Origin of the sequence: Curtobacterium sp. MCSS17_005 (assembly GCF_003234225.2) — a bacterium.
GTDB classification, from domain to species: domain Bacteria; phylum Actinomycetota; class Actinomycetes; order Actinomycetales; family Microbacteriaceae; genus Curtobacterium; species Curtobacterium flaccumfaciens.
The window spans coordinates 3,156,455-3,174,645 of sequence record NZ_CP126258.1; the positions used below are offsets into that span (position 1 = coordinate 3,156,455).

The 18,191-nt window shown below is 71.8% G+C and carries 22 protein-coding genes; 14 read left to right on the forward strand and 8 right to left on the reverse strand.

All coding sequences use genetic code 11. The features are described from left to right. Positions 1-56: 56 nt before the first annotated feature. Positions 57-1,235, reverse strand: coding sequence for a RimK family alpha-L-glutamate ligase (locus DEJ20_RS15025; RefSeq protein WP_110861118.1), 1,179 nt, complete (start codon positions 1,233-1,235; stop codon positions 57-59). 87 nt (positions 1,236-1,322) lie between these two features. On the opposite strand from DEJ20_RS15025, the gene DEJ20_RS15030 reads away from it, so the two are divergent. Further along, on the forward strand, positions 1,323-1,805 hold the full coding sequence (locus tag DEJ20_RS15030; protein WP_027465989.1) for an ATP-dependent zinc protease family protein: 483 nt from the start codon (positions 1,323-1,325) through the stop codon (positions 1,803-1,805). A gap of 138 nt (positions 1,806-1,943) precedes the next feature. On the opposite strand, the gene DEJ20_RS15035 is transcribed toward DEJ20_RS15030, so the two are convergent. Beyond that, the gene (locus DEJ20_RS15035) at positions 1,944-2,837 is read right to left on the reverse strand and encodes an alpha/beta hydrolase (RefSeq protein ID WP_111236025.1); all 894 of its coding nucleotides are present in this window, start codon (positions 2,835-2,837) and stop codon (positions 1,944-1,946) included. Then, complete coding sequence (locus DEJ20_RS15040) at positions 2,834-3,421, reverse strand: TetR/AcrR family transcriptional regulator (protein ID WP_111236024.1); 588 nt, start codon at positions 3,419-3,421, stop codon at positions 2,834-2,836. Before DEJ20_RS15040 ends, DEJ20_RS15035 begins: the two co-directional genes overlap by 4 nt. 62 nt (positions 3,422-3,483) lie before the next feature. On the opposite strand from DEJ20_RS15040, the gene DEJ20_RS15045 reads away from it, so the two are divergent. Then, positions 3,484-4,686, forward strand: a complete 1,203-nt coding sequence (locus tag DEJ20_RS15045; protein ID WP_181431601.1) for an MFS transporter — start codon at positions 3,484-3,486, stop codon at positions 4,684-4,686. On the opposite strand, the gene DEJ20_RS15050 is transcribed toward DEJ20_RS15045, so the two are convergent. After that, positions 4,592-4,942 carry a YciI family protein gene (locus DEJ20_RS15050; RefSeq protein WP_111236022.1) on the reverse strand — a complete coding sequence of 117 codons (351 nt, stop codon included), beginning with the start codon at positions 4,940-4,942 and terminating at the stop codon, positions 4,592-4,594. The genes DEJ20_RS15045 and DEJ20_RS15050 overlap by 95 nt on opposite strands. Before the next feature lie 65 nt (positions 4,943-5,007). On the opposite strand from DEJ20_RS15050, the gene DEJ20_RS15055 reads away from it, so the two are divergent. From DEJ20_RS15055 to DEJ20_RS15070, 4 genes are all read left to right on the forward strand, one after another. Next, positions 5,008-6,282 (forward strand): sensor histidine kinase, encoded by a 1,275-nt coding sequence (locus DEJ20_RS15055; protein WP_111236021.1) that lies wholly within the window; start codon positions 5,008-5,010, stop codon positions 6,280-6,282. Continuing rightward, a complete protein-coding gene (locus tag DEJ20_RS15060) occupies positions 6,264-6,956 on the forward strand; it encodes a response regulator (protein WP_111236020.1) in 693 nt (230 codons plus the stop codon). Before DEJ20_RS15055 ends, DEJ20_RS15060 begins: the two co-directional genes overlap by 19 nt. 358 nt (positions 6,957-7,314) lie before the next feature. Beyond that, positions 7,315-8,196: an ABC transporter ATP-binding protein gene (locus DEJ20_RS15065; protein ID WP_111236019.1), complete on the forward strand. Its 882-nt coding sequence runs from the start codon at positions 7,315-7,317 to the stop codon at positions 8,194-8,196. Next, on the forward strand, positions 8,193-9,269 hold the full coding sequence (locus tag DEJ20_RS15070; RefSeq protein WP_071405948.1) for an ABC transporter permease: 1,077 nt from the start codon (positions 8,193-8,195) through the stop codon (positions 9,267-9,269). Before DEJ20_RS15065 ends, DEJ20_RS15070 begins: the two co-directional genes overlap by 4 nt. A gap of 75 nt (positions 9,270-9,344) precedes the next feature. Here the strand turns inward: DEJ20_RS15070 and DEJ20_RS15075 are convergent, their stop codons facing one another. Beyond that, positions 9,345-10,376 carry a YeiH family protein gene (locus tag DEJ20_RS15075; RefSeq protein ID WP_111236018.1) on the reverse strand — a complete coding sequence of 344 codons (1,032 nt, stop codon included), beginning with the start codon at positions 10,374-10,376 and terminating at the stop codon, positions 9,345-9,347. 9 nt (positions 10,377-10,385) lie between these two features. Between DEJ20_RS15075 and DEJ20_RS15080 the strand changes: the two genes are divergently transcribed. From DEJ20_RS15080 to DEJ20_RS15095, 4 genes are all read left to right on the forward strand, one after another. Then, complete coding sequence (locus tag DEJ20_RS15080) at positions 10,386-11,117, forward strand: hypothetical protein (RefSeq protein WP_111236017.1); 732 nt, start codon at positions 10,386-10,388, stop codon at positions 11,115-11,117. Continuing rightward, a complete protein-coding gene (locus DEJ20_RS15085) occupies positions 11,114-11,779 on the forward strand; it encodes a hypothetical protein (RefSeq protein WP_111236016.1) in 666 nt (221 codons plus the stop codon). Before DEJ20_RS15080 ends, DEJ20_RS15085 begins: the two co-directional genes overlap by 4 nt. 92 nt (positions 11,780-11,871) lie before the next feature. Then, on the forward strand, positions 11,872-12,702 hold the full coding sequence (locus DEJ20_RS15090; RefSeq protein ID WP_111236015.1) for an alpha/beta hydrolase: 831 nt from the start codon (positions 11,872-11,874) through the stop codon (positions 12,700-12,702). A 146-nt stretch (positions 12,703-12,848) separates the two neighbouring features. Next, positions 12,849-13,193 (forward strand): hypothetical protein, encoded by a 345-nt coding sequence (locus DEJ20_RS15095; RefSeq protein ID WP_110864146.1) that lies wholly within the window; start codon positions 12,849-12,851, stop codon positions 13,191-13,193. 104 nt (positions 13,194-13,297) lie between these two features. Here the strand turns inward: DEJ20_RS15095 and DEJ20_RS15100 are convergent, their stop codons facing one another. Together DEJ20_RS15100 and DEJ20_RS15105 are read right to left on the reverse strand one after the other, a co-directional pair. Further along, entirely contained in the window at positions 13,298-14,662 is a 1,365-nt protein-coding gene (locus DEJ20_RS15100; protein WP_111236014.1) for an MFS transporter, read from the reverse strand. Positions 14,663-14,909: 247 nt separating this feature from the next. Then, positions 14,910-15,080 carry a hypothetical protein gene (locus tag DEJ20_RS15105; protein WP_181431600.1) on the reverse strand — a complete coding sequence of 57 codons (171 nt, stop codon included), beginning with the start codon at positions 15,078-15,080 and terminating at the stop codon, positions 14,910-14,912. Between the two features lie 169 nt (positions 15,081-15,249). On the opposite strand from DEJ20_RS15105, the gene DEJ20_RS15110 reads away from it, so the two are divergent. The 4 genes from DEJ20_RS15110 (at position 15,250) to DEJ20_RS15125 (ending at position 17,887) form a co-directional block, all read left to right on the forward strand. After that, positions 15,250-16,011, forward strand: coding sequence for a LamB/YcsF family protein (locus tag DEJ20_RS15110; RefSeq protein ID WP_111236013.1), 762 nt, complete (start codon positions 15,250-15,252; stop codon positions 16,009-16,011). Continuing rightward, the gene (locus tag DEJ20_RS15115; protein ID WP_111236012.1) at positions 16,008-16,640 is read left to right on the forward strand and encodes a 5-oxoprolinase subunit B family protein; all 633 of its coding nucleotides are present in this window, start codon (positions 16,008-16,010) and stop codon (positions 16,638-16,640) included. Before DEJ20_RS15110 ends, DEJ20_RS15115 begins: the two co-directional genes overlap by 4 nt. Next, positions 16,637-17,521, forward strand: coding sequence for a 5-oxoprolinase subunit C family protein (locus DEJ20_RS15120; protein ID WP_111236011.1), 885 nt, complete (start codon positions 16,637-16,639; stop codon positions 17,519-17,521). Before DEJ20_RS15115 ends, DEJ20_RS15120 begins: the two co-directional genes overlap by 4 nt. A 63-nt stretch (positions 17,522-17,584) precedes the next feature. Further along, the gene (locus DEJ20_RS15125) at positions 17,585-17,887 is read left to right on the forward strand and encodes a putative quinol monooxygenase (RefSeq protein WP_111024724.1); all 303 of its coding nucleotides are present in this window, start codon (positions 17,585-17,587) and stop codon (positions 17,885-17,887) included. 69 nt (positions 17,888-17,956) lie between these two features. Here the strand turns inward: DEJ20_RS15125 and DEJ20_RS15130 are convergent, their stop codons facing one another. Next, complete coding sequence (locus tag DEJ20_RS15130; RefSeq protein ID WP_111236010.1) at positions 17,957-18,139, reverse strand: hypothetical protein; 183 nt, start codon at positions 18,137-18,139, stop codon at positions 17,957-17,959. Positions 18,140-18,191 lie beyond the last annotated feature (52 nt).

Below are 18,191 nucleotides of genomic sequence, written 5' to 3' on the forward strand. Positions count from 1 at the left end.
ACATACTTCCGCATCTGGCCTGTGTGCGCGATCCGGATGCGCTGGACGGCTCCGGATCAGACGTCCTTCGGCAGCTTCCGCACCTTCGCGCGCCGCTTGCGGCGCTCCGGGATCATCGACCGCATCTCCTCGAGCTTGCCGAAGCAGAGCAGGCGGTCCCCGGGCTCGAGGGCGACGCCACTGCGCGGGTTCGGGATGACGTTCGAGCCGCGGTGCAGCGTGAGGACCGTGATGTCACGGTCCCAGAGCCCGGACTCCTTGATCGTCTTGCCGACCAGGTCGGCGTTGGTGTGCACGAGGAGCTCGGCGACGCCGTAGCCGGTCGAGACGGACAGCCGCTGGCGGACGTCGATCTCGGGGAACGCGACCTGGTTCGCGATGAAGTCGACGATCGCACCGGCGATGTCGAGGCCGGTGGCACGCTCGACGCCCTCGAGCCCTGGCGACGAGTTGACCTCCATCACGAGCGGACCGTCGTTGCCCTCGAGCATGTCGACGCCGGCGACCTTGAGGCCCATGATCTGTGCCGAGCGCACGGCCACGGCCTCGTACTCGGGCGAGAGCGTGACCTTCTCGACGGTGCCGCCGCGGTGCACGTTGGAGCGGAACTCGTCGCCCGAGGCGGTCCGGCGCATCGCCGCCACGACCCGGTCACCGACGACGAGGGCCCGGATGTCACGACCGCGGCTCTCGGCGATGAACCGCTGGATCAGGACGTTCTGCTTGGTGGAGTGCAGGGTCTCGACGATCGACTCGGCCACCTTCGCCTCGGGTGCCAGGATCACGCCGATGCCCTGCGTGCCCTCGAGGAGCTTGATGACGACGGGCGCGCCGCCGACCCGTTCGATCGCGCCGCGCACGTCGTTGCGCCCGGCCACGAAGGTCGTCGCCGGCATGCCGATGTCGTGCCGCGACAGGATCTGGTTCGCCCGGAGCTTGTCGCGCGAGTTCGTGATGCCGTTCGCCGTGTTCGGCGTGTAGACGTCCATCTGCTCGAACTGGCGCACCACGGCGGTGCCGTAGTAGGTGATCGAGTTGCCGATGCGCGGCAGCACGGCGTCGTAGTCGCTCAGCAGCTTGCCGCGGTAGAGCAGGTCCGGATCGTCGCCGGACAGGTCGATCGCGAAGCGCAGGGTGTTGAGCACCTTGACCTCGTGACCGCGGTCGAGTGCCGCTGCGCGGAGGCGCTGGGTCGAGTACGCCTGGGGCGCGCGCGACAGGATGGCGAGTTTCATCGAGGGGTTCTCCGCTGGGTCGGATCGACGGCGACGCTCCATCAAAGCATGCGGACGTGGCCACGGAGCATGCGACAGGATGGGCACATGGCCCGAGCTCCGAAGTCCTCCGACAGCGGGCTCGTCGTCGCCGGGTGGCGGGAGTGGGCGGGGCTGCCGGACCTCGGCGTGCCGTGGATCAAGGTGAAGCTCGACACCGGCGCCCGGAGCTCCGCGTTGCACGCCTTCGACCTCGAGGAACTGCCCGGCGAGCGGGTCCGGTTCTCGCTGCACCCCTGGCAGGACACCGATGCCGACGCCTCCACCATCGAGTGCGACGTGCACGACCGGCGCATCGTCCGCAGCTCGACCGGGCACACCCAGGAGCGCATCGTCGTCCGCACGCGGATCGCGTTGGCCGGGCAGGTCGTCGAGTCCGAGGTCACCTTGAGCAACCGGGACCAGATGGGGTTCCGGATGCTCGTCGGTCGCGAGGCGCTCCGGCAGGGCTTCCTCGTCGATCCTGCACGGTCCTTCATGGCCGGGCGCGCTCCGAAGGAGATCCGGCGCCGCAACCGCGGTCGCGCCTGAGCGCTCCTGGGCGCTCCTGGGCGCTCCTGGTCACGCAGCACGGGCCGTTGCGGTGACCGGTCGACGGCCTGGAGGCGCGGTGCGGGGCCGCCACGGGCCTCCCGTCCGCCTCGACGCGCGTCCCGGGCGCTGGTCGGATCAGCGACCCAGGTGGCGGCCGAGGAAGGCGAGCTGCTGGGGCGCCAGGCGGCGCCAGTAGCCGTGCGTGTGGGCGCCGGGTGCGAAGCCTCCGGCCGGAGGCGTGGCGAAGCCGTCGACGTAGGCGTGCACCGCCGGCGCGAACCCGTCGCCGTTGCCGCAGTCGACGCGGACGGCGACGCCGTCGAGCGCGCGCTGCCGGCCGAGGACGGTGTTCGCGCGGAAGTCGGCCGCGTCGTCGAAGGCGCCGCGAGCGGTGTCGGCGGCCGACTTCCAGAGCGCGGGGCTGATGGCCGAGACCGCCCGGACGCGCGAGGCACCGAGGACCCCTGCGAGCCGGAGCGCTCCGAAGCCACCCATCGAGTAGCCGGTCAGGGCGAGGCGGTCCCTGTCGAAGCCGCGGCGGGCGATCAGGGGCAGGAACTCGTCGACGACCATCGCGGCGGGGTCGTCCCCGTCGGCTCGTGGGTGCCAGTAGCGGTTGCCGCCGTCGATCGAGGCGATCGCGAACGGTGCTCCACCGTCGGCGACGTGCGCCGCGAGGAACCGGTCGTAGCCCAGGCTCCGCCCGAAGAACGAGGTGTGGTCGTCGCCGTAGCCGTGCAGGGCGACCGCCACCGGCAAGGGGGTGTCGGACGCCGGGGCCGCGATCGTCCAGCCGACGGTGCGGCCCTTCCGCGCGGTCGACACGAAGGTGCCGGAGGTGGTGGGGACGGGCTCGACGTCGGGGACCGTGCCGTCGGTGCCGTCCAGACCGAGGACCCGGTACAGGGTCGAGCGCCCGGGCAGCAGGCCGAGGTTGATCCCCTCGGCCACGGCTCCCGCGGCGACGACGCCCGTGCCACCGATCAGCAGGGAACGGCGGGTGATCGTGGCAGCGCGCGATCGGGTCATGTGGTGGGCGCCGTTCCGTCTGGGGTGTGTTCCCGGATGAGGGACGCGGCGACGGACCGTGCCGTCGTCGTGTCGAGCGCGGGGTCGCGCAACCGCATCGCGAGGTAACCGGAGACGACGAGGAGCAGCTGGTCGGCGAGGGCGTCGGCACGGGGACCGACCACCGGCACCGCCTGTGTCACGAGCCGCCGACGCAAGGTGGTGGTCTCGAGGTCCAGGACCCGTCGGACCTCGGCCGGGGCGTCGGCGTACTCGGCGGCGGTGCCGAGGAAGGCGCACCAGCGGGAGCCCGTGGGCGTCGAGCGGTAGTCGTCGAGGGCGTCGAAGACCGCCAGGAGTCGGCCCAGGTCGTCCCGTTCGGCGGTGACCGCACGGTCCCAGGTGGCGATCCAGTCCTCGTGGCGACGGGTGAGGGCTGCGGCGACGAGCGACTCCTTGCTCGCGTAGCCGCGGTAGAGCGTGGCCGTCGAGACCCCGGCCCGTTCCAGGACGGCGTCGATCGGGGTGGCGGCGATGCCCTGCGAGAAGAAGAGCTCCTCGGCGGCGTCGAGCAGCCGTTGCTCGGTCCCTGGGCGCATCACCATGAGAGCACCCTAGGCTCTGAAAAGTGAAACGATCGTTTTCGTTACGACAACGACTGCTCCTCGTGAGCGGACTCGGCCTGATCGCCGCCACCTACGGCCTGGTGCGCCTGGCGTACGGGCTGTTCCTGCCCGACGTGCAGCGCGACCTGGGGCTCCGGTCCGACGCCGCCGGGTGGGTCTCGTCGGGTGCCTCGGCGCTGTACTGCGTCGGTGCGGTCGCCGGCTTCCTGCTCGCCGCACGGATGCCCCGGGTGCTCGTCGCGGTCGCCACCCTGGTGGCGGGAGTCGGCGCGATCACCATGGCGACGGCCGGCGGCTCCCTGGCGTTCGGCGTCAGCGCCGTGCTCGCGTCGGCGGGTGCCGGACTCGCGTCCCCCGCCCTCGTCCGGATCGTCGCCGAGCAGGTGCCGTCGGCGCTGCTCGGTCGAGCGCAGGCGATCGTGAACGCCGGCACCGGCCCCGGGCTCGTGGGCGCCGGGGTGCTCGCACTCGTGCTGCTGCCCGACTGGCGGACGGCCTGGGCGGTGTCCGGGGTGTTCGCCCTGGCCGTCGGAGCCCTGCTGCTCGTGGCGTCCCGCGGCGGGGCTGCTGCGTCCCGGTCACCGCTGCCCGGTGCTCCGTGGTTCGCGGCGCACCGAGGAGTCCTCGCGCTGGCGCTGCTGTTCGGGGCCGGGTCCGCCGTCGTCTGGACCTACGGACGTTCGGCGCTGGTGGAGGCCGGTGCATCGGGCGTCGTCTCGGTGTCGGCCTGGATCGCGCTCGGGATCGGCGGAGCGGCCGTCGTGGTCACCGCGCGGTGGACGAACGGACTGCGCGCCCGGACACTCTGGGCGGTCACGGCGGGGTCGGTCGCCATCGCCGTCGTGGTGCTGGGGGCAGCGCCGCAGTCGACGGTCGCGGCACTGCTGGCGTGTGCCGTGTTCGGCTGGGGCTACACGGCGGCGACCGGGGCGCTGATCGCGTGGACGACCGAGATCGATGCCGAGCGGTCGTCGGCGGGCACGTCGATGCTGTTCGTCGCACTCGTGCTCGGGCAGGCCGTCGGCGCTGCGGGGGCCGGAGCGCTCGTCGGTGCGATCGGGTTCGTCGCGACGTTCGTGGTCGGGGCGGTCGTGACCGCGGCGAGCGCCGTGCCCCCGGTGGTCCGTCGGCCGGGTGGCGTCCGTGCCGTCAGAGCAGCGGGCGGAGCTCGATCTTCCGGTTGCACGCCTGCGACGCCTGGTGCGCCACCCGGGCAGCCGTCTCGGCGTCCGGGAGGTCCATGACCCAGAATCCGGCGACGTACTCGTCGGTGTCGGTGGCGGGCCCGGTCGTCGTGTCGGCCGTTGTGTCGGCCGCGCCCTCGCGGGCGTCGACCACGGTGGTGTCCGCGGGTGCGGAGACCCCGGCGGCGAACACGATCGCGTCGGCCATCCGTTGGTTGAAGGCATCGACCGCGGCGGCTTCGGCGTCGGTCGCGGAGTACGTGTTGCCGACGGCGGCGGCCTGGCCGTCGTCGATGACGTTGACGAGGAACTGCATGGCGTCTCCCCTGCTCGTTGGCGGGAGGCTACTCCTGGTCGAGCGCACCCAGTAGCGTTTCCAGCATGGGGACGACGGCGGAGTGGTCGCGACTGCCGGTGGGGCGGCACGAGTACCGGCAGGACACGGTGCTCGCAGTTGTGCTGGCCGGTGGGCTCGCCGTCACGACGTTCTTGTACGGGTCGGCCGGTACCTACGGTGACGACCAGGCCGCCTGGTGGGTCTCGGCGCTGATGATCGTCGCGAACGCGGCCCCGATCGCGTGCCGCCGACGGTTCCCGATGTCGGTGGCCCTGGTGTCGGCGGTGGCGTTCGCCGCGACGCAGCTGCTCCAGGTGCCCGAGGTCTTCCTCGTCAACTTCACGCTCTTCATCGCGCTGTACACGGTGGGCGCGTGGTGCTCCGATCGGGTGCGGGCCGAAGCGGTGCGCTGGGTCGTCATCGGTGGCATGTTCGCGTGGCTGTTCGTCGCGATCTCGTTCGGGTGGGCGTCACCGAACGCCCTGCCGAACGAGACGGACTCCCCCGTGGCGCCCTACGTCGCGATCTCGCTGCTCAACATCGTCATCAACGTGATCTACTTCGGCGCCGCCTGGTACGCCGGCAACCGCGCCTGGGCCTCCGCGGTCGCACGGCACCAGCTCGCCGAACGCACCGCCGAACTCGCCGCCGAGCGGGAGCGGTCCGCGGCACAGGCCGTCACGATCGAGCGGGTACGGATCGCCCGCGAGCTGCACGACGTCGTCGCCCACCACGTCTCGCTGATGGGCGTGCAGGCGGGTGCTGCACGGCGCGTGATCGACCGCGACCCCGCCCAGGCCACCGCCTCACTCGGGGTGGTCGAGGAGAGCGCCCGCACCGCGGTGGAGGAACTCCGGCGGATGCTCGGCACCCTGCGCTCCGACGACGACGCGGACGGCCTCGGGGCGGCCGGGGGCGACGGCCCGAGCACCGAGGGCATCACGCGGATCGCCGAGCTGGCCGAGTCCGCCCGGGTGGCCGGCCACCCCGCCGAGTACGTCGTCGTGGGCGACGAGCGCCCGGTGCCGCCGACGGTGGCCGCGGTGGCGTACCGGATCGTGCAGGAAGCGGTGACGAACATCCTCAAGCACGCCGGACCGACCGCGCGTGCGGACGTCCGGCTGCGGTACCTGGACGACGGCGTCGAGGTGGAGGTCACGGACGACGGGCTCGGTGCCCGTGCCGCCCGGAGTACCTCCGGCAGCGGGCTCGGACACGTCGGGATGCGGGAACGCGTCGCCGCCGTGGACGGACGGATCGAGATCGGGCCACGAGCCCGGGGAGGCTACCTGGTGCGGGCATGGCTGCCGACGACCTGACCATCGTGCTGGCCGACGACCAGGAACTCGTCCGCGCCGGGTTCCGCGTGATCCTGGAGTCCGAGCCCGGGTTCCGGGTCGTGGGCGAAGCCGCGGACGGCGCCGGGGCGGTTGAGGCCGTGCAGCAGCTCCGTCCGGACGTCGTCTGCCTCGACGTGCAGATGCCGGGCGTCGACGGGCTCGAGGCGGCACGGCGGATCGCGGCGCTGCCGGCCCCGCCGGCGGTGCTCATCCTCACGACGTTCGACAGCGACGACGCGCTGTTCCAGGCGCTCGAGGCGGGAGCGAGCGGGTTCCTGTTGAAGAACGCCTCCCCCGAGCGGCTGATCGACGCCGTGCGGACCGTCGCCGCCGGGGACGCCCTGCTCGCGCCGGACGTCACGCGCCGGGTGATCAGCCGGGCGACGGCGTCGGCTGCGGTGCAGCCCTCGGCGACCAGCACCGCGACGACTGCGACGGGCGAGGACGCACTCGCCGCCGCCGGGCTGACCGAGCGGGAGACCGAGGTGCTGCGGCTCCTCGCCCGGGGCCTGAGCAACGCGGAGATCGCCGCCGAGCTCTACGTCGGGGACGCCACCGTGAAGACCCACGTGTCGAACGTGTTGCAGAAACTCGCACTGCGCGACCGGATCCAGGCCGTCGTCTGGGCGTTCGAGCACGGCGTCGCCGGCTGACCGAGCCGGGCCGAACCCGCACGAGCCGAACAAGCGCGCACCGTGCCGCCCCGCACCCACCTCGCACCGTGCAGGGTCGCTCAACCCGTGCCGCGTTGACCGCACCGTGCGCCGCCAGAACGACGCACCGAGCAACCAAACCCGCACGAACCGCACAAGGCCGCACCGTGCCGACCCGCACCAAGCGCGCACCGTGCCGACCCGGCTCACGCGCCCCACCGGACCACCGGGCGTTCCTCCCCCACGCGGTGGAGCCGACCACCCACCCAAGTCCCGCCTGGCGGCGGAGGCGGGGCGGGCCTCCCGGCCAATAGCGTCGGACGCAGCGACGACCAGCGTCGCGACGAAGGGGAACGACATGCTCACCATCGAAGGGGTGACCACGCACTTCGGCGACCGCCGGGTGCTCGACGACGTGGGGTTCACGGTCGGCAGCGGCCGCCTCACCGGCTTCGTCGGCGGCAACGGTGCCGGCAAGACCACCACCATGCGCATCATGCTCGGCGTGCTCCAGGCCGACGCCGGCTCGGTGTCGATCGACGGCACGGCGGTCCGCCCCGCCGACCGCCGCCGCTTCGGCTACATGCCCGAGGAACGCGGCCTGTACCCGAAGATGCCGGTGGCCGAGCAGATCACCTACCTGGCCCGGCTGCACGGTGTCGACAAGCGCGCCGCGACGACCCGCACCGGCGAGCTGCTCGAACGCCTCGAACTCACCGCACACGAAGGCGACCCCGTCGAGAAGCTCTCCCTCGGCAACCAGCAGCGCGTGCAGATCGCGGCGGCGCTGGCACACGACCCCGAGGTGCTCGTGCTCGACGAGCCGTTCTCGGGCCTCGACCCGATGGCCGTCGACACGGTGCTCGGTGTCCTGCGCGAGACCGCGGCCCGGGGCGTCCCGGTGCTGTTCTCGAGCCACCAGCTCGACGTGGTCGAGCGGCTCTGCGACGACGTCGTCGTCATCGCCGGTGGCACGATCCGCGCCGCCGGTCCGCAGGAGGAACTCCGCAAGCAGGCCGGCCCAGCCGCGTGGGAGCTGCTGGTCGACGGGGACGTCGCCTGGCTCCGCGACGAGCCGGGTGTGGCCGTGCGGGAGTTCGACGGCGGGTACGCGGTCTTCGAGGCCGACGCCGCCACCGCCCAGCGCGTCCTGCAGCGTGCCGTCCAGCACGGCACCGTCGGGTCGTTCTCGCCGAGGGTGCCGCGGCTCAGCGAGGTCTTCCGGGAGGTCGTCCGATGAACAACTCCTTCGTGCAGGCCGTGCGGCTCGTCTCCGCACGTGAGATCCAGGCACGTATCCGCAGCAAGGCCTTCGTGGTCTCGGCGCTCATCCTGATCGGCATGGTCGTCGCGTCGATCGTCGTCGGCGGGATCGTGAGCAAGGCCACCGCCGACGACACCACCCCGGTCGCGGTCGTCGACGGCGTCTCGCTGCCGACCACCAGTGGGCTGGACGTCACGAAGTCGGCGTCGGTCGACGACGCCGAACGGCTCGTGACCAAGGGCGACGTCGACGCGGCGATCGTGCCGTCGGACGACCCGCTCGGCTACAAGGTCGTCGGGCTCGACGAGGCACCGTCCGAGGTCGTCTCGGCGTTGAGCGTCACCCCACGCATCGAGTTGCTCGACCCGGACGCACTGCCGGGTGGGCTGGTGTACCTCATCGCCATCGCGTTCGGCGTCGTGTACTTCGCGTCGGCGGTGACGTTCGGCCAGTCGATCGCGCAGAGCGTCGTCGAGGAGAAGTCGACACGGGTGGTCGAGATCCTGATGTCCGCGATCCCGGCAAGGGCGCTGCTCGCCGGCAAGGTCCTCGGCAACAGCATCATGGCCTTCGCCCAGATCGTCGCGGTGGCCGTCGCCGCCATCGTCACGTTGGCGGTGACCGGCCAGGACAACATGTTCGCGATGCTCGGCCCGAGCATCCTGTGGTTCATCGGCTTCTTCGCGATCGGGTTCGTGCTCCTCGCGTCGCTGTTCGCCGCGGCGGCCGTGCTGGTGTCACGCCAGGAGGACGTCGGCAGCGTCACCACCCCGGTGATGATGCTCGTGATGATCCCGTACTTCCTGATCATCGTCGCGTACGACAACCCGACGATCCTCGGCATCATGTCGTACGTGCCGTTCAGTGCCCCGATCGGCATGCCCATGCGGATCTTCCTGGGGACCGCCGAGTGGTGGGAGCCGATCCTGTCGCTCGTCATCGTCGCCGCTTCGGTGGTCGCGGTCGTGGTCATCGGCGCCCGCGTCTACGAGAACGCACTGCTCCGCACCGGCAGTCGCGTGAAGCTGTCAGAGGCGCTGCGCGGCTGACGCCGCTGGCCCGTCAGGTTCGGCCAGGAGGCCCGCCCAGCGTGAGCAGATCAGCTCACGTCGGGCGGGCCTTCTTCAGAGCAGACCGAAGGCCGCCTGCATGCCCAGGCTCGTCCCCGCCACCAGGACCCAGAGCGCGATCCCGAGCAGCATCGGCCGGAACCCGGCACGGCGGAGCGCGGCGAAGTCCGTCGAGCAGCCGATCGCGGCGAGCGCCACCGTGATGAGGAACGAGGCGGCCGTCGCGAACCCCGGCGCCACGGACGCGGGCAGGACGCCGACCGTCCGGAGCAGCACCACCACGAGGAACCCGATCAGGAACCACGGCACCAACCGGAACACCCGGAACCCGCGACCCGGCCCCGAGGCGGGGGCGAGCTGCTCGCGGGAGGCTCGGCGGGCCTCCAGTCCGGCCAGCCCGATGACGATCGGGATGATCATCAGGGTGCGCACCAGCTTCACGACGACCGCGGTGTCGGTCGCCTGGCGGCCGTAGACCGTCGCGGTGGCGACGACGGACGACGTGTCGTTCACGGCGGTGCCCGCGAAGACGCCGAAGGCGTGCTGGCTGAGGCCCAGGGCGTGCCCGAGCAGCGGGAAGGCGAATACAGCGGCGATGTTGCAGAGGAAGATCGTCGACATCGCGTAGGCGACGTCCGCACTGACCGCGCCGATGACGGGTGTCACGGCGGCGATCGCCGAGGCGCCGCAGATGCCGGTCCCCACGCCGATGAGGGTGCGGAGTGCGCCCGAGACCCGGAGCAGTCGGCCGATCCCCCAAGCGGCCACCAGGCAGACGACGAGCGTCGCGAGCATCACCGGCAGGGTCGCACCTCCGATGCGCAGGACCTCGCCGATGGACAGCTGCGCGCCGAGCAGGACCACCGCGAACTGCAGGACCCGGCTGGACGAGAACTTCACGCCGGGAGCCAGCGCGGCGAGTGTGCCACCGGTGCGGCGCCGGACGAGCCACCCCACGACGGCACCGATCAGGACGGCGGGGACGGGGCCGCCGACGACCGGGACGACCCGGCCGACGAGGGTGGCGACGATGCCGATCGCCACGGCGAGGGCGACACCGGGTGCGGCGGCACGGACGGACTGCATGGGAACAGCATGTCGCGCCCGCGGACGATCGGTGGCCGCGACGGGCAGGATGGCACGGTGGAGTACTCGGGGGAACGATGGGTGCAACGGCTGCGCGACGGGGAGATGCCGAAGCGGTGGCCGTTCTTGCTCGGCTTGGCGATCGTGACCGTGGCCGGCGGCACCGGGGTCGTGTTCTCGATCACGCACCTCGACGCCCTCCTGCACTCGGAGGCACGCCGTCCGTTCGCCGTGCCGCTGTTCTCGGTGGTCCTGCTCGTGCTCGGCCCCGTCGCAGCCGTCCTCTCGCGGATGCGCGGCCGGAGTGACCGACGGATCCTCGCGAGCATCCGTCGGCACGGTACGACGCCGCGCTTCCACCTGCCGGTCGTGCGGAGGGGCGAGTACACGCTCGACGACTTCCCCGAGCCGAGACCCGAGATGTGGACGGTCGACGCCGCTGGGCTGCACGCGTGGTCGCCGGAGCGGGAGACTCCGGTGTTCGACCTGGCGTGGAGTGCAGTCCACTCGCTCGAACTCGCCTCGGCAGAGGTCCGCGGGCAGCGGGTGGACACCGGCATCTGGATCATCACCGAGGACGTCGGGCGCTTCACCGTGCAGCCGCGGCCAGCGATCGGACGGCCCTTCGGTGCCAGCGCGACGAAGATCCACATCGTGATGCAGGTGCTCCGGTCGCTGCGCCGGGAACTCGGGTCCCAGCCGGACGCCGGGCGTCCTGGTCGGACACGGACCGAGCGATGACCCCGGCGGACGAGCCCTGGGTGCAGCGGCTGCGCGACGGGGAGATGCCGAAGCGGGGGCCGGTGCTGCTCGCGGCGGTCGTCACCACGGCGGTGGGGCTCGCCGCGCTCGTCGCCGAGTTCGCGTTCCCGGACTTCCTGCGCGGCATCGACAGTGCCCGGACACAGGGGTCGTTCGTGCTGTGGCCGATGCTGGTCGCCGGGATCGGGGTGCTGCTGGCCGTCTCGACGTTGTCCGCCGGGCGCGGCGACCGCCGGACGCTCGCGCGCATCGGAGCGGGGCGGGCACCCCGGTTCCACCTGCCCGTGCTGACGTCCGGCCTGCGCACCTCCGACGACTTCCCGAAGCCCCGCCCCGAGGTCTGGACCGTCGACGAGTTCGGCCTGCACGCGTGGGCACCGTCACGGGACGCGCCGGTGTTCGACCTGCCGTGGGCGCGCATCCGACGGTTCTCCGTGGCAACCAAGGACTCCCGCGGCCAGCGCGCCGACTTCGGCGTCTGGATCACCACGACCGACGGTGCCGACGTGGTCGTGCAGCCGCGGTCTGCCCTCGGACGTGGGTTCGAGGCCGGACCGGACAAGCTCGACACCCTCGTGCGGGTCCTCCGCACGCTGCAGCGGGAACTCGGTGTGGCTTCCGCGCCGGCTGACCGTCACTGAGCGGGCGGGGTGTCGCCCGTCATCTCGACCCGGCCGGGCTCGTCGTTCCAGGTGAAGGTTGCGGTGGTGCGGCGTGCTGCGACACTGCTCCCATGCGGGGGAAGCAGCAGGACACGATCGAGGTCGCCGATGAACGGATCGACGGACCACACGGGGCGGTCCCCATCAGGCGCTACCGGCCCCTGGACCGGAGCGGCGGCACGGGAACCCCGACCCTGGTCTGGGTGCACGGCGGCGGGTTCTTCCGGGGCGACCTCGACCTGCCGGAGTCCGACGCCGTCGCACGGGCACTCGCCGAGCGCGGGCTGCCGGTCGTGACCGTCGACTACCGCCTCGGACCGCTGCCCGGGCTGCCGTGGCTCGGCCGGGGTGGACCACGTGGGCGACGACGGGCACCGCACGCCCGGGACGAGATCGTCGCCGTGCTCCGCCACCTGCACCACGAGACACCGTCCGGCCTGCTGCTCGGTGGGGCGAGCGCTGGTGCGTGCCTGGCGGCATCCGCGGTCGCGACCGCCCCGCCGCTGGTCGGCCTCGTGCTGACCTACGGGTTCTTCCACGCCCGGCTCCCCCGTGACCGGGCGGTGCAGCGACTCGTCCGAGGGCACCGGCGGCTCACGCACGCGCCGCTGCTGCTCGACCTGAGCAACCGGGCCTACGCGGGTGGCCACCCCACTGCGGTCTACCCGGCGTCCGACGACCTCGGCAGGTTCCCCCGCACCCTGCTGATCGACGCCGAGCGGGACGTGATGCGCGCCTCGAGCGAGCGCTTTGCGGACGAGCTCGCGGCCGCGGACGTCGAGGTCGAACGACACGTCCTGCCGGACAGCCGCCACGCGTTCCTCAACCGACCCGGCACGCGGGACTTCGACGACACGATCGAACGCATCGTGGACTGGGCCGACCGGACCCCCATCCGCTGAACGCTCATCCGCCTGCGAACGGCGGACATCCGGGGACGACACGCCTGCGGCGGACGTACTCTGGAAACGGAAGCAACGGCGGTTCCGAATCCCCTTCGCCACGCTCCCTGCCGTGGCGTCTCACCACCGTGACGAAGAGTTCCATCGTGACCGAACACCTCATCGAGTACGTCGCCCGCGACCGCACGGGCATCACCGCCGTCGTGACACCGACCGGTGTCATCGACGTGGACACCGTGATCCAGCACATCCGCGCCGGCCACGCGGGCTACTACGTGGCTGCCGACTCGTGGAAGCGCACGCCGGTCCGGAGCATGTCCTTCATCGGCGGGACCTACCTGTTCGCGAACTGGGACGGGTCCAAGCGGAACATGCTGCACGACCTGGCGTTCCGCTCACCGACCCGTTCGATCGAGACGCCCCACGAGCCGGAGTCGCGGTTCTCGCGGTTCCTCGACGCGCTGTTCGGCAGGCGCACACCGCAGCTCTGAGTCCCTCCACGCGCCCGCCGGGTGGGCACGTGGGGTGGAGGTGACCGCCTGGAGGCGCGGCGTGCGTCGCGGACGCGGGTCGCGCCTCCAGGCGGTCGCGTCGGTCAGCGGACCGACTTGATGGGCAGGATCACCAGGGCTCCGAGGATGACGGCGACGCCGGCACCCCAGAGCATGAGCGTGTAGTTCTGGCCGCCACCGATGCCGAGCAGGAACAGACCGACGGCGGGGGCGAGCGACTGCGGCAGGGCGTTCGCGATGTTGATGACACCGAGGTCCTTGCCGGGGCGCTCCGGGTCGGGCAGCACGTCGACGATCAGGGCGGTGTCGATGGCGGCGTAGATGCCGAAGGCGAAACCGAGGACGATCTCGGCGAAGTAGAACCCGCCGATGCTGTCGACGTGGGCCAGGATCACCAGGCCGACGGCGGTCATCGCCGTCGAACCCCAGACGAAGACCTTGCGACGCTGGATCCGGTCGGACACCCAGCCGGAGACGGCCGCACTGACCAGCAGGGTGATCGTGTACAGGAGCACGCCGAACGCGACGACCCCGACCGCTTCGCCCTGCGGGAGCCCGATGCGGTCCTGCATGTACAGCAGGCGGTACGTCGTGAACATGAACGTGCCGAAGGTGATGAGGAAACGGCCCCACCAGGCGAGTCCGAAGTCGCGGTGCTTGATCGGGTTCGTCCAGAACGAGCTGATCAGGTTGATCCAGCTGAAGGGCTTGACCGGCGTCGTCGGCAGGTCGTCACGAGCGACGAACGAGTAGACGAGGACCGCGACGATCGCCAGGACGCCCGGTGCGATGAACAGGACCGGCAGGTTCCCGACCAGGTACACGGCCAGGTAGAGCCCGGCCAGGATCGCGATGTTCTGTGCCAGGGCGATGACGCTCGACGCCTTGCCGCGCTGGAACTCCGGCACGTTGTCGGCGAAGCTCGCCGTCAGCGTCGAGAGGACGGCGTTGGCGGAGACCTGCGCCAGCACCCAGGCCAGGGTGAGCTGCAGTACGTCGGGCGAGAACGCGAGCCAGGCGAGGGAACCGACGAAGACGACGACACCGCCGACCATCCAGGGGCGGCGACGGCCCCACCGCGTGCGGGTGCGGTCGGAGAGCGCGCCGAACAGGGGGTTGGCGAACAGGGCGCCGAGCGCTCCGAACGGCAGGACCGAGCCGACGACGGTCTCGGGGCTCGTCGGGTTCAGCTCCGTCGCCTTGATCGACATGCTCACGAAGACGGGCGTGAGCAGGGCGACGAACAGGCCGAACTGGGCGAAGCTGAGGCCCCAGAGGTAGCCGCGGCCCACCCGGACGGTGCTGACGGACTGCGTGATGCCCTCGACCGAGAACGCTCGGGACGCCGCGGCGTCCGTGGCGGTGGCCCCGGCGGCTGCGGTGACCGCTGGGGACGCGGTCCCGGCGATGCCCCGCGTGGGTTCTTCCTTCGACGTCGGTGTCGACATGACTCCTCCTTGAGTCACAGGGGGCTTCGGCGCCCGCTGAATCCCTAGTGCTGCTAGGTGATCGGGACTGTAGCACCGGAAACCTCGTGCCGGAAGGTTTTGTGACGCATGTTTCGTCGGGGGCGGACGGGTGAGTGCAGCTGCGTGCGGACGCGTGCGAATGCGTGCGGACGCAGAACGACACCGCCGCTGTCGGAGGACAACGACGGTGTCGTTCTGCATCGACCCGCAGGCCGGAAAGGAGCCGCTAGTGCTCGCCGTCCTCTTCCGGGTTGAAGTGCGAGTCGTCACCCGTGTGCCCCGCGGCCAGGCCGTCGGGGTTGTTCGGGATGGTGTTGTCGTCGCCGAGGCCGTCCGGCTTCTCGGTGCCCTCGGAGTCGTTCTTCGGGGCGTCGTGCGTGTTGTCACTGTCGGTCATGAGCTGCTCCAGTGCAGAGATCGATCCGGCAGCACTGCCGCCGGTGGTACTGAGGACTCGGACAGTACGTGGCGCACCTCGGAAACCGCCGTCCGACCGGGGGAAGCGGATGACAGGGAGCGGGGTGATCGGTAGATTGTTCAACAACCCGCGAGGACAGGGAGCACCCGTGACCACGATCGACCTGAACAGCGACCTGGGCGAGGGCTTCGGTGCCTGGGCCATGGGCGACGACGCCGCGATGCTCGACGTCGTCTCGAGCGCCAACGTCGCGTGCGGGTTCCACGCCGGCGACCCGACGATCATGCTCACCACCGCCCGCGCCGCCGCCGAACGTGGTGTGGCGGTCGGGGCACACGTGGCCTACCGCGACCTGATCGGGTTCGGCCGCCGACCCGTGCACGTCACCCCCGACGAGCTGTACGCCGACGTCGTCCACCAGCTCGGCGCGATGGCCGCAACCGCGCGCGTCGTGGGCACTGCCGTCACCTACGTCAAGCCGCACGGCGCCCTGTACAACACCGCCTGCGCCGACCCGGTGCAGGCCGAGGCCGTCGTCCGCGCCGTGGCCGACGTCGACCCGTCCCTCGCCGTGCTCGCGCTGCCGGGGTCGGAACTGCTGCTGGCAGCCGAGCGGCACGGGCTCCGCGCGGTGAGCGAGTCCTTCGCCGACCGCGCCTACGAACCCGACGGCTCGCTGGTGTCACGGAAGCAGCCGGGGTCGGTGCTGCACGACCCGGACGAGGTCGCAGCCCGGGTGCTCCGCATGGTCACCGACGGGGTCGCGACCGCTGTCGACGGGTCCGAGATCGCCGTGCGTGCCGACTCGGTCTGCGTGCACGGCGACTCCCCCGACGCGGTCGCGATGGCCCGCGCCATCCGAGCGCTGCTGACCGAGCACGGCGTGACGATCGCGCCGTTCGCACCGTGACTGGTCCGGAGGTCCGCTCCGCGGGCGGCACCGCACTCCTCGCCACGTTCGAGTCCCTCGCCGACGTCGTCGCCTTCCGCGCCGGACTCGCACAGGCAACACTGCCGGGGCTGACCGAGGTCGTCTCCGGCGCCCGGACGCTGCTGCTCCGGTTCGACCCGACGACGACGGACGCCGGGCGGCTCCGCTCGGAGCTCACGCAGGTCAGCCCGGTCAGCGCAGCGCTCGGAGCGCGCGACACCGAGCCGCTCGTCATCCCCGTCACCTACGACGGCGAGGACCTCGACGCCGTCACCGAGCTGACCGGCATGCGGCGCGACGAGCTCGTGGCGTGGCACACCGGGCAGCTCTGGACGAGCGCGTTCTGCGGCTTCGCACCCGGCTTCAGCTACCTCACCGGCAGTGATCGACCGCTCGACCTGCCCCGCCGCAGCACCGCCCGGACGGCCGTCCCGAGCGGGGCCGTGGCGTTGGCCGGCGAGTTCAGCGCCGTCTACCCGCGGACATCGCCCGGCGGCTGGCAACTCATCGGCCGCACCGACGTGCCGATGTGGTCGCTCGACCGCACGCCCCCGGCACTCGCGCCCGCCGGCACCCTCGTCCGCTTCGTCGTGGCGGGTGCGGCATGACCGCGCTGACCGTCGTGCAGGTCGGCTACGGCGCGACCACGCAGGACCTCGGGCGCCCGGGCTTCAGCGACATGGGTCTCGGCGCGGCCGGGGCCGCCGACCGCGGCTCCGCGGCACTCGGCAACCGACTGGTCGGCAACCGTCCCGACGCGGCCGTCCTGGAGGCCCTCCTCGGCTCCGTCACGCTCCGCGCCGACGCGTACGTGGTCGCCGCCACCACCGGCGCGGCCTGCCCCGTCGAGGTCGAGCGGGCGGACGGATCGGTCCGCGGTGCCGCCTCGCACGAGGTGCTGCTGCTGACCCCGGGCGACACGCTCCGGATCGGCACCGCGACCGTGGGCCTGCGCGCCTACGTCGCGGTCCTCGGGGGTTTCGCGGTCGACCCGGTGCTCGGCAGCCGCTCGTGGGACTCCCTCGCGCGCCTCGGACCGCCGCCGCTGTCGGCCGGTGACGTCCTGCCCGTCGGTGACGCGCGGGTGTCGTGGCCGATCGTCGACGCGGTGCCGCAGCCCGAGCCGCGGTGGCCCGACGAGCCGGTCGTGCTCGACGTGGTGCCCGGACCGCGCGACGACTGGTTCACCCCGGAGTGGCGTGCGACCCTGACCGGTCAGGACTTCTCCGTCAGTGCGGACAGCGACCGCGTGGGGGTCCGCACCACGGCCGAGACGCCGCTCGCTCGCTCCGTGACACACGAGCTGCCGAGCGAGGGCGTCGAGACCGGGTCACTGCAGGTGCCACCCGAGGGCTTCCCCGTGCTGTTCCTCGCCGACCACCCCGTGACCGGCGGCTACCCGGTCGTCGCGGTCCTGACACCGTCGTCGATCGACCTCGCTGCGCAGCTCCGTCCGGGCGATCCGCTCCGGTTCCGCATCGTCGGCTGACCGGCCCGGAACAAGCGCAGGGGGTCAGGGGTTGGCTTGGACACCGCTGACGAAAGGTTCCCCATGTCGATGACCGTCCTGCTCGAGGTCCAGTTCCAGAGCGACGCCCCCGAAGACGCACTCCAGGGTGCGATCCGCGAGACGCTCGAACAGACCGCGTCGTTCCACGGTCTGGAGTCGCTCGAGGTCCTGGTCGACGACGAGGACCCGGCACGCATGGTCGTCGTCGAGTCGTGGACGACCGCGGAGGACCACGACACCTACGTGGCCTGGCGTGCGACACCCGAGGGCGCTCCGGCGATGGCACCGTTCCTCGCCGCGACTCCGGTCACCCGCACCTTCGCGCGGACTCTCCCCCTCGACTGAGCGCACGCCGACGCAGAAGCTGACGCCGGCGTCAGCGCCGGTGCCGCGGCACGACGACGGCGCGATCGCTCAGATCGAGTCGTCGTCGGTGTCGAGCGGCACCGGTCGGTCGTCGTCGGGGAGCAGTTCGTCGTCCGCGTCGTCGACCACCGGCAGGTCGTCGGGGTCGAGCACGGTCGGCTCCGGCTCGTAGTCGGTCTCCTGCGCCTCGCGGAAGTCGTCGAGGGTCTCGTCGTCCTTCGGATCGCTCATGGCCCCGAAGCTACCTCCGGATCCTCGACGTGTCCGCAGACGATCAGCGCTC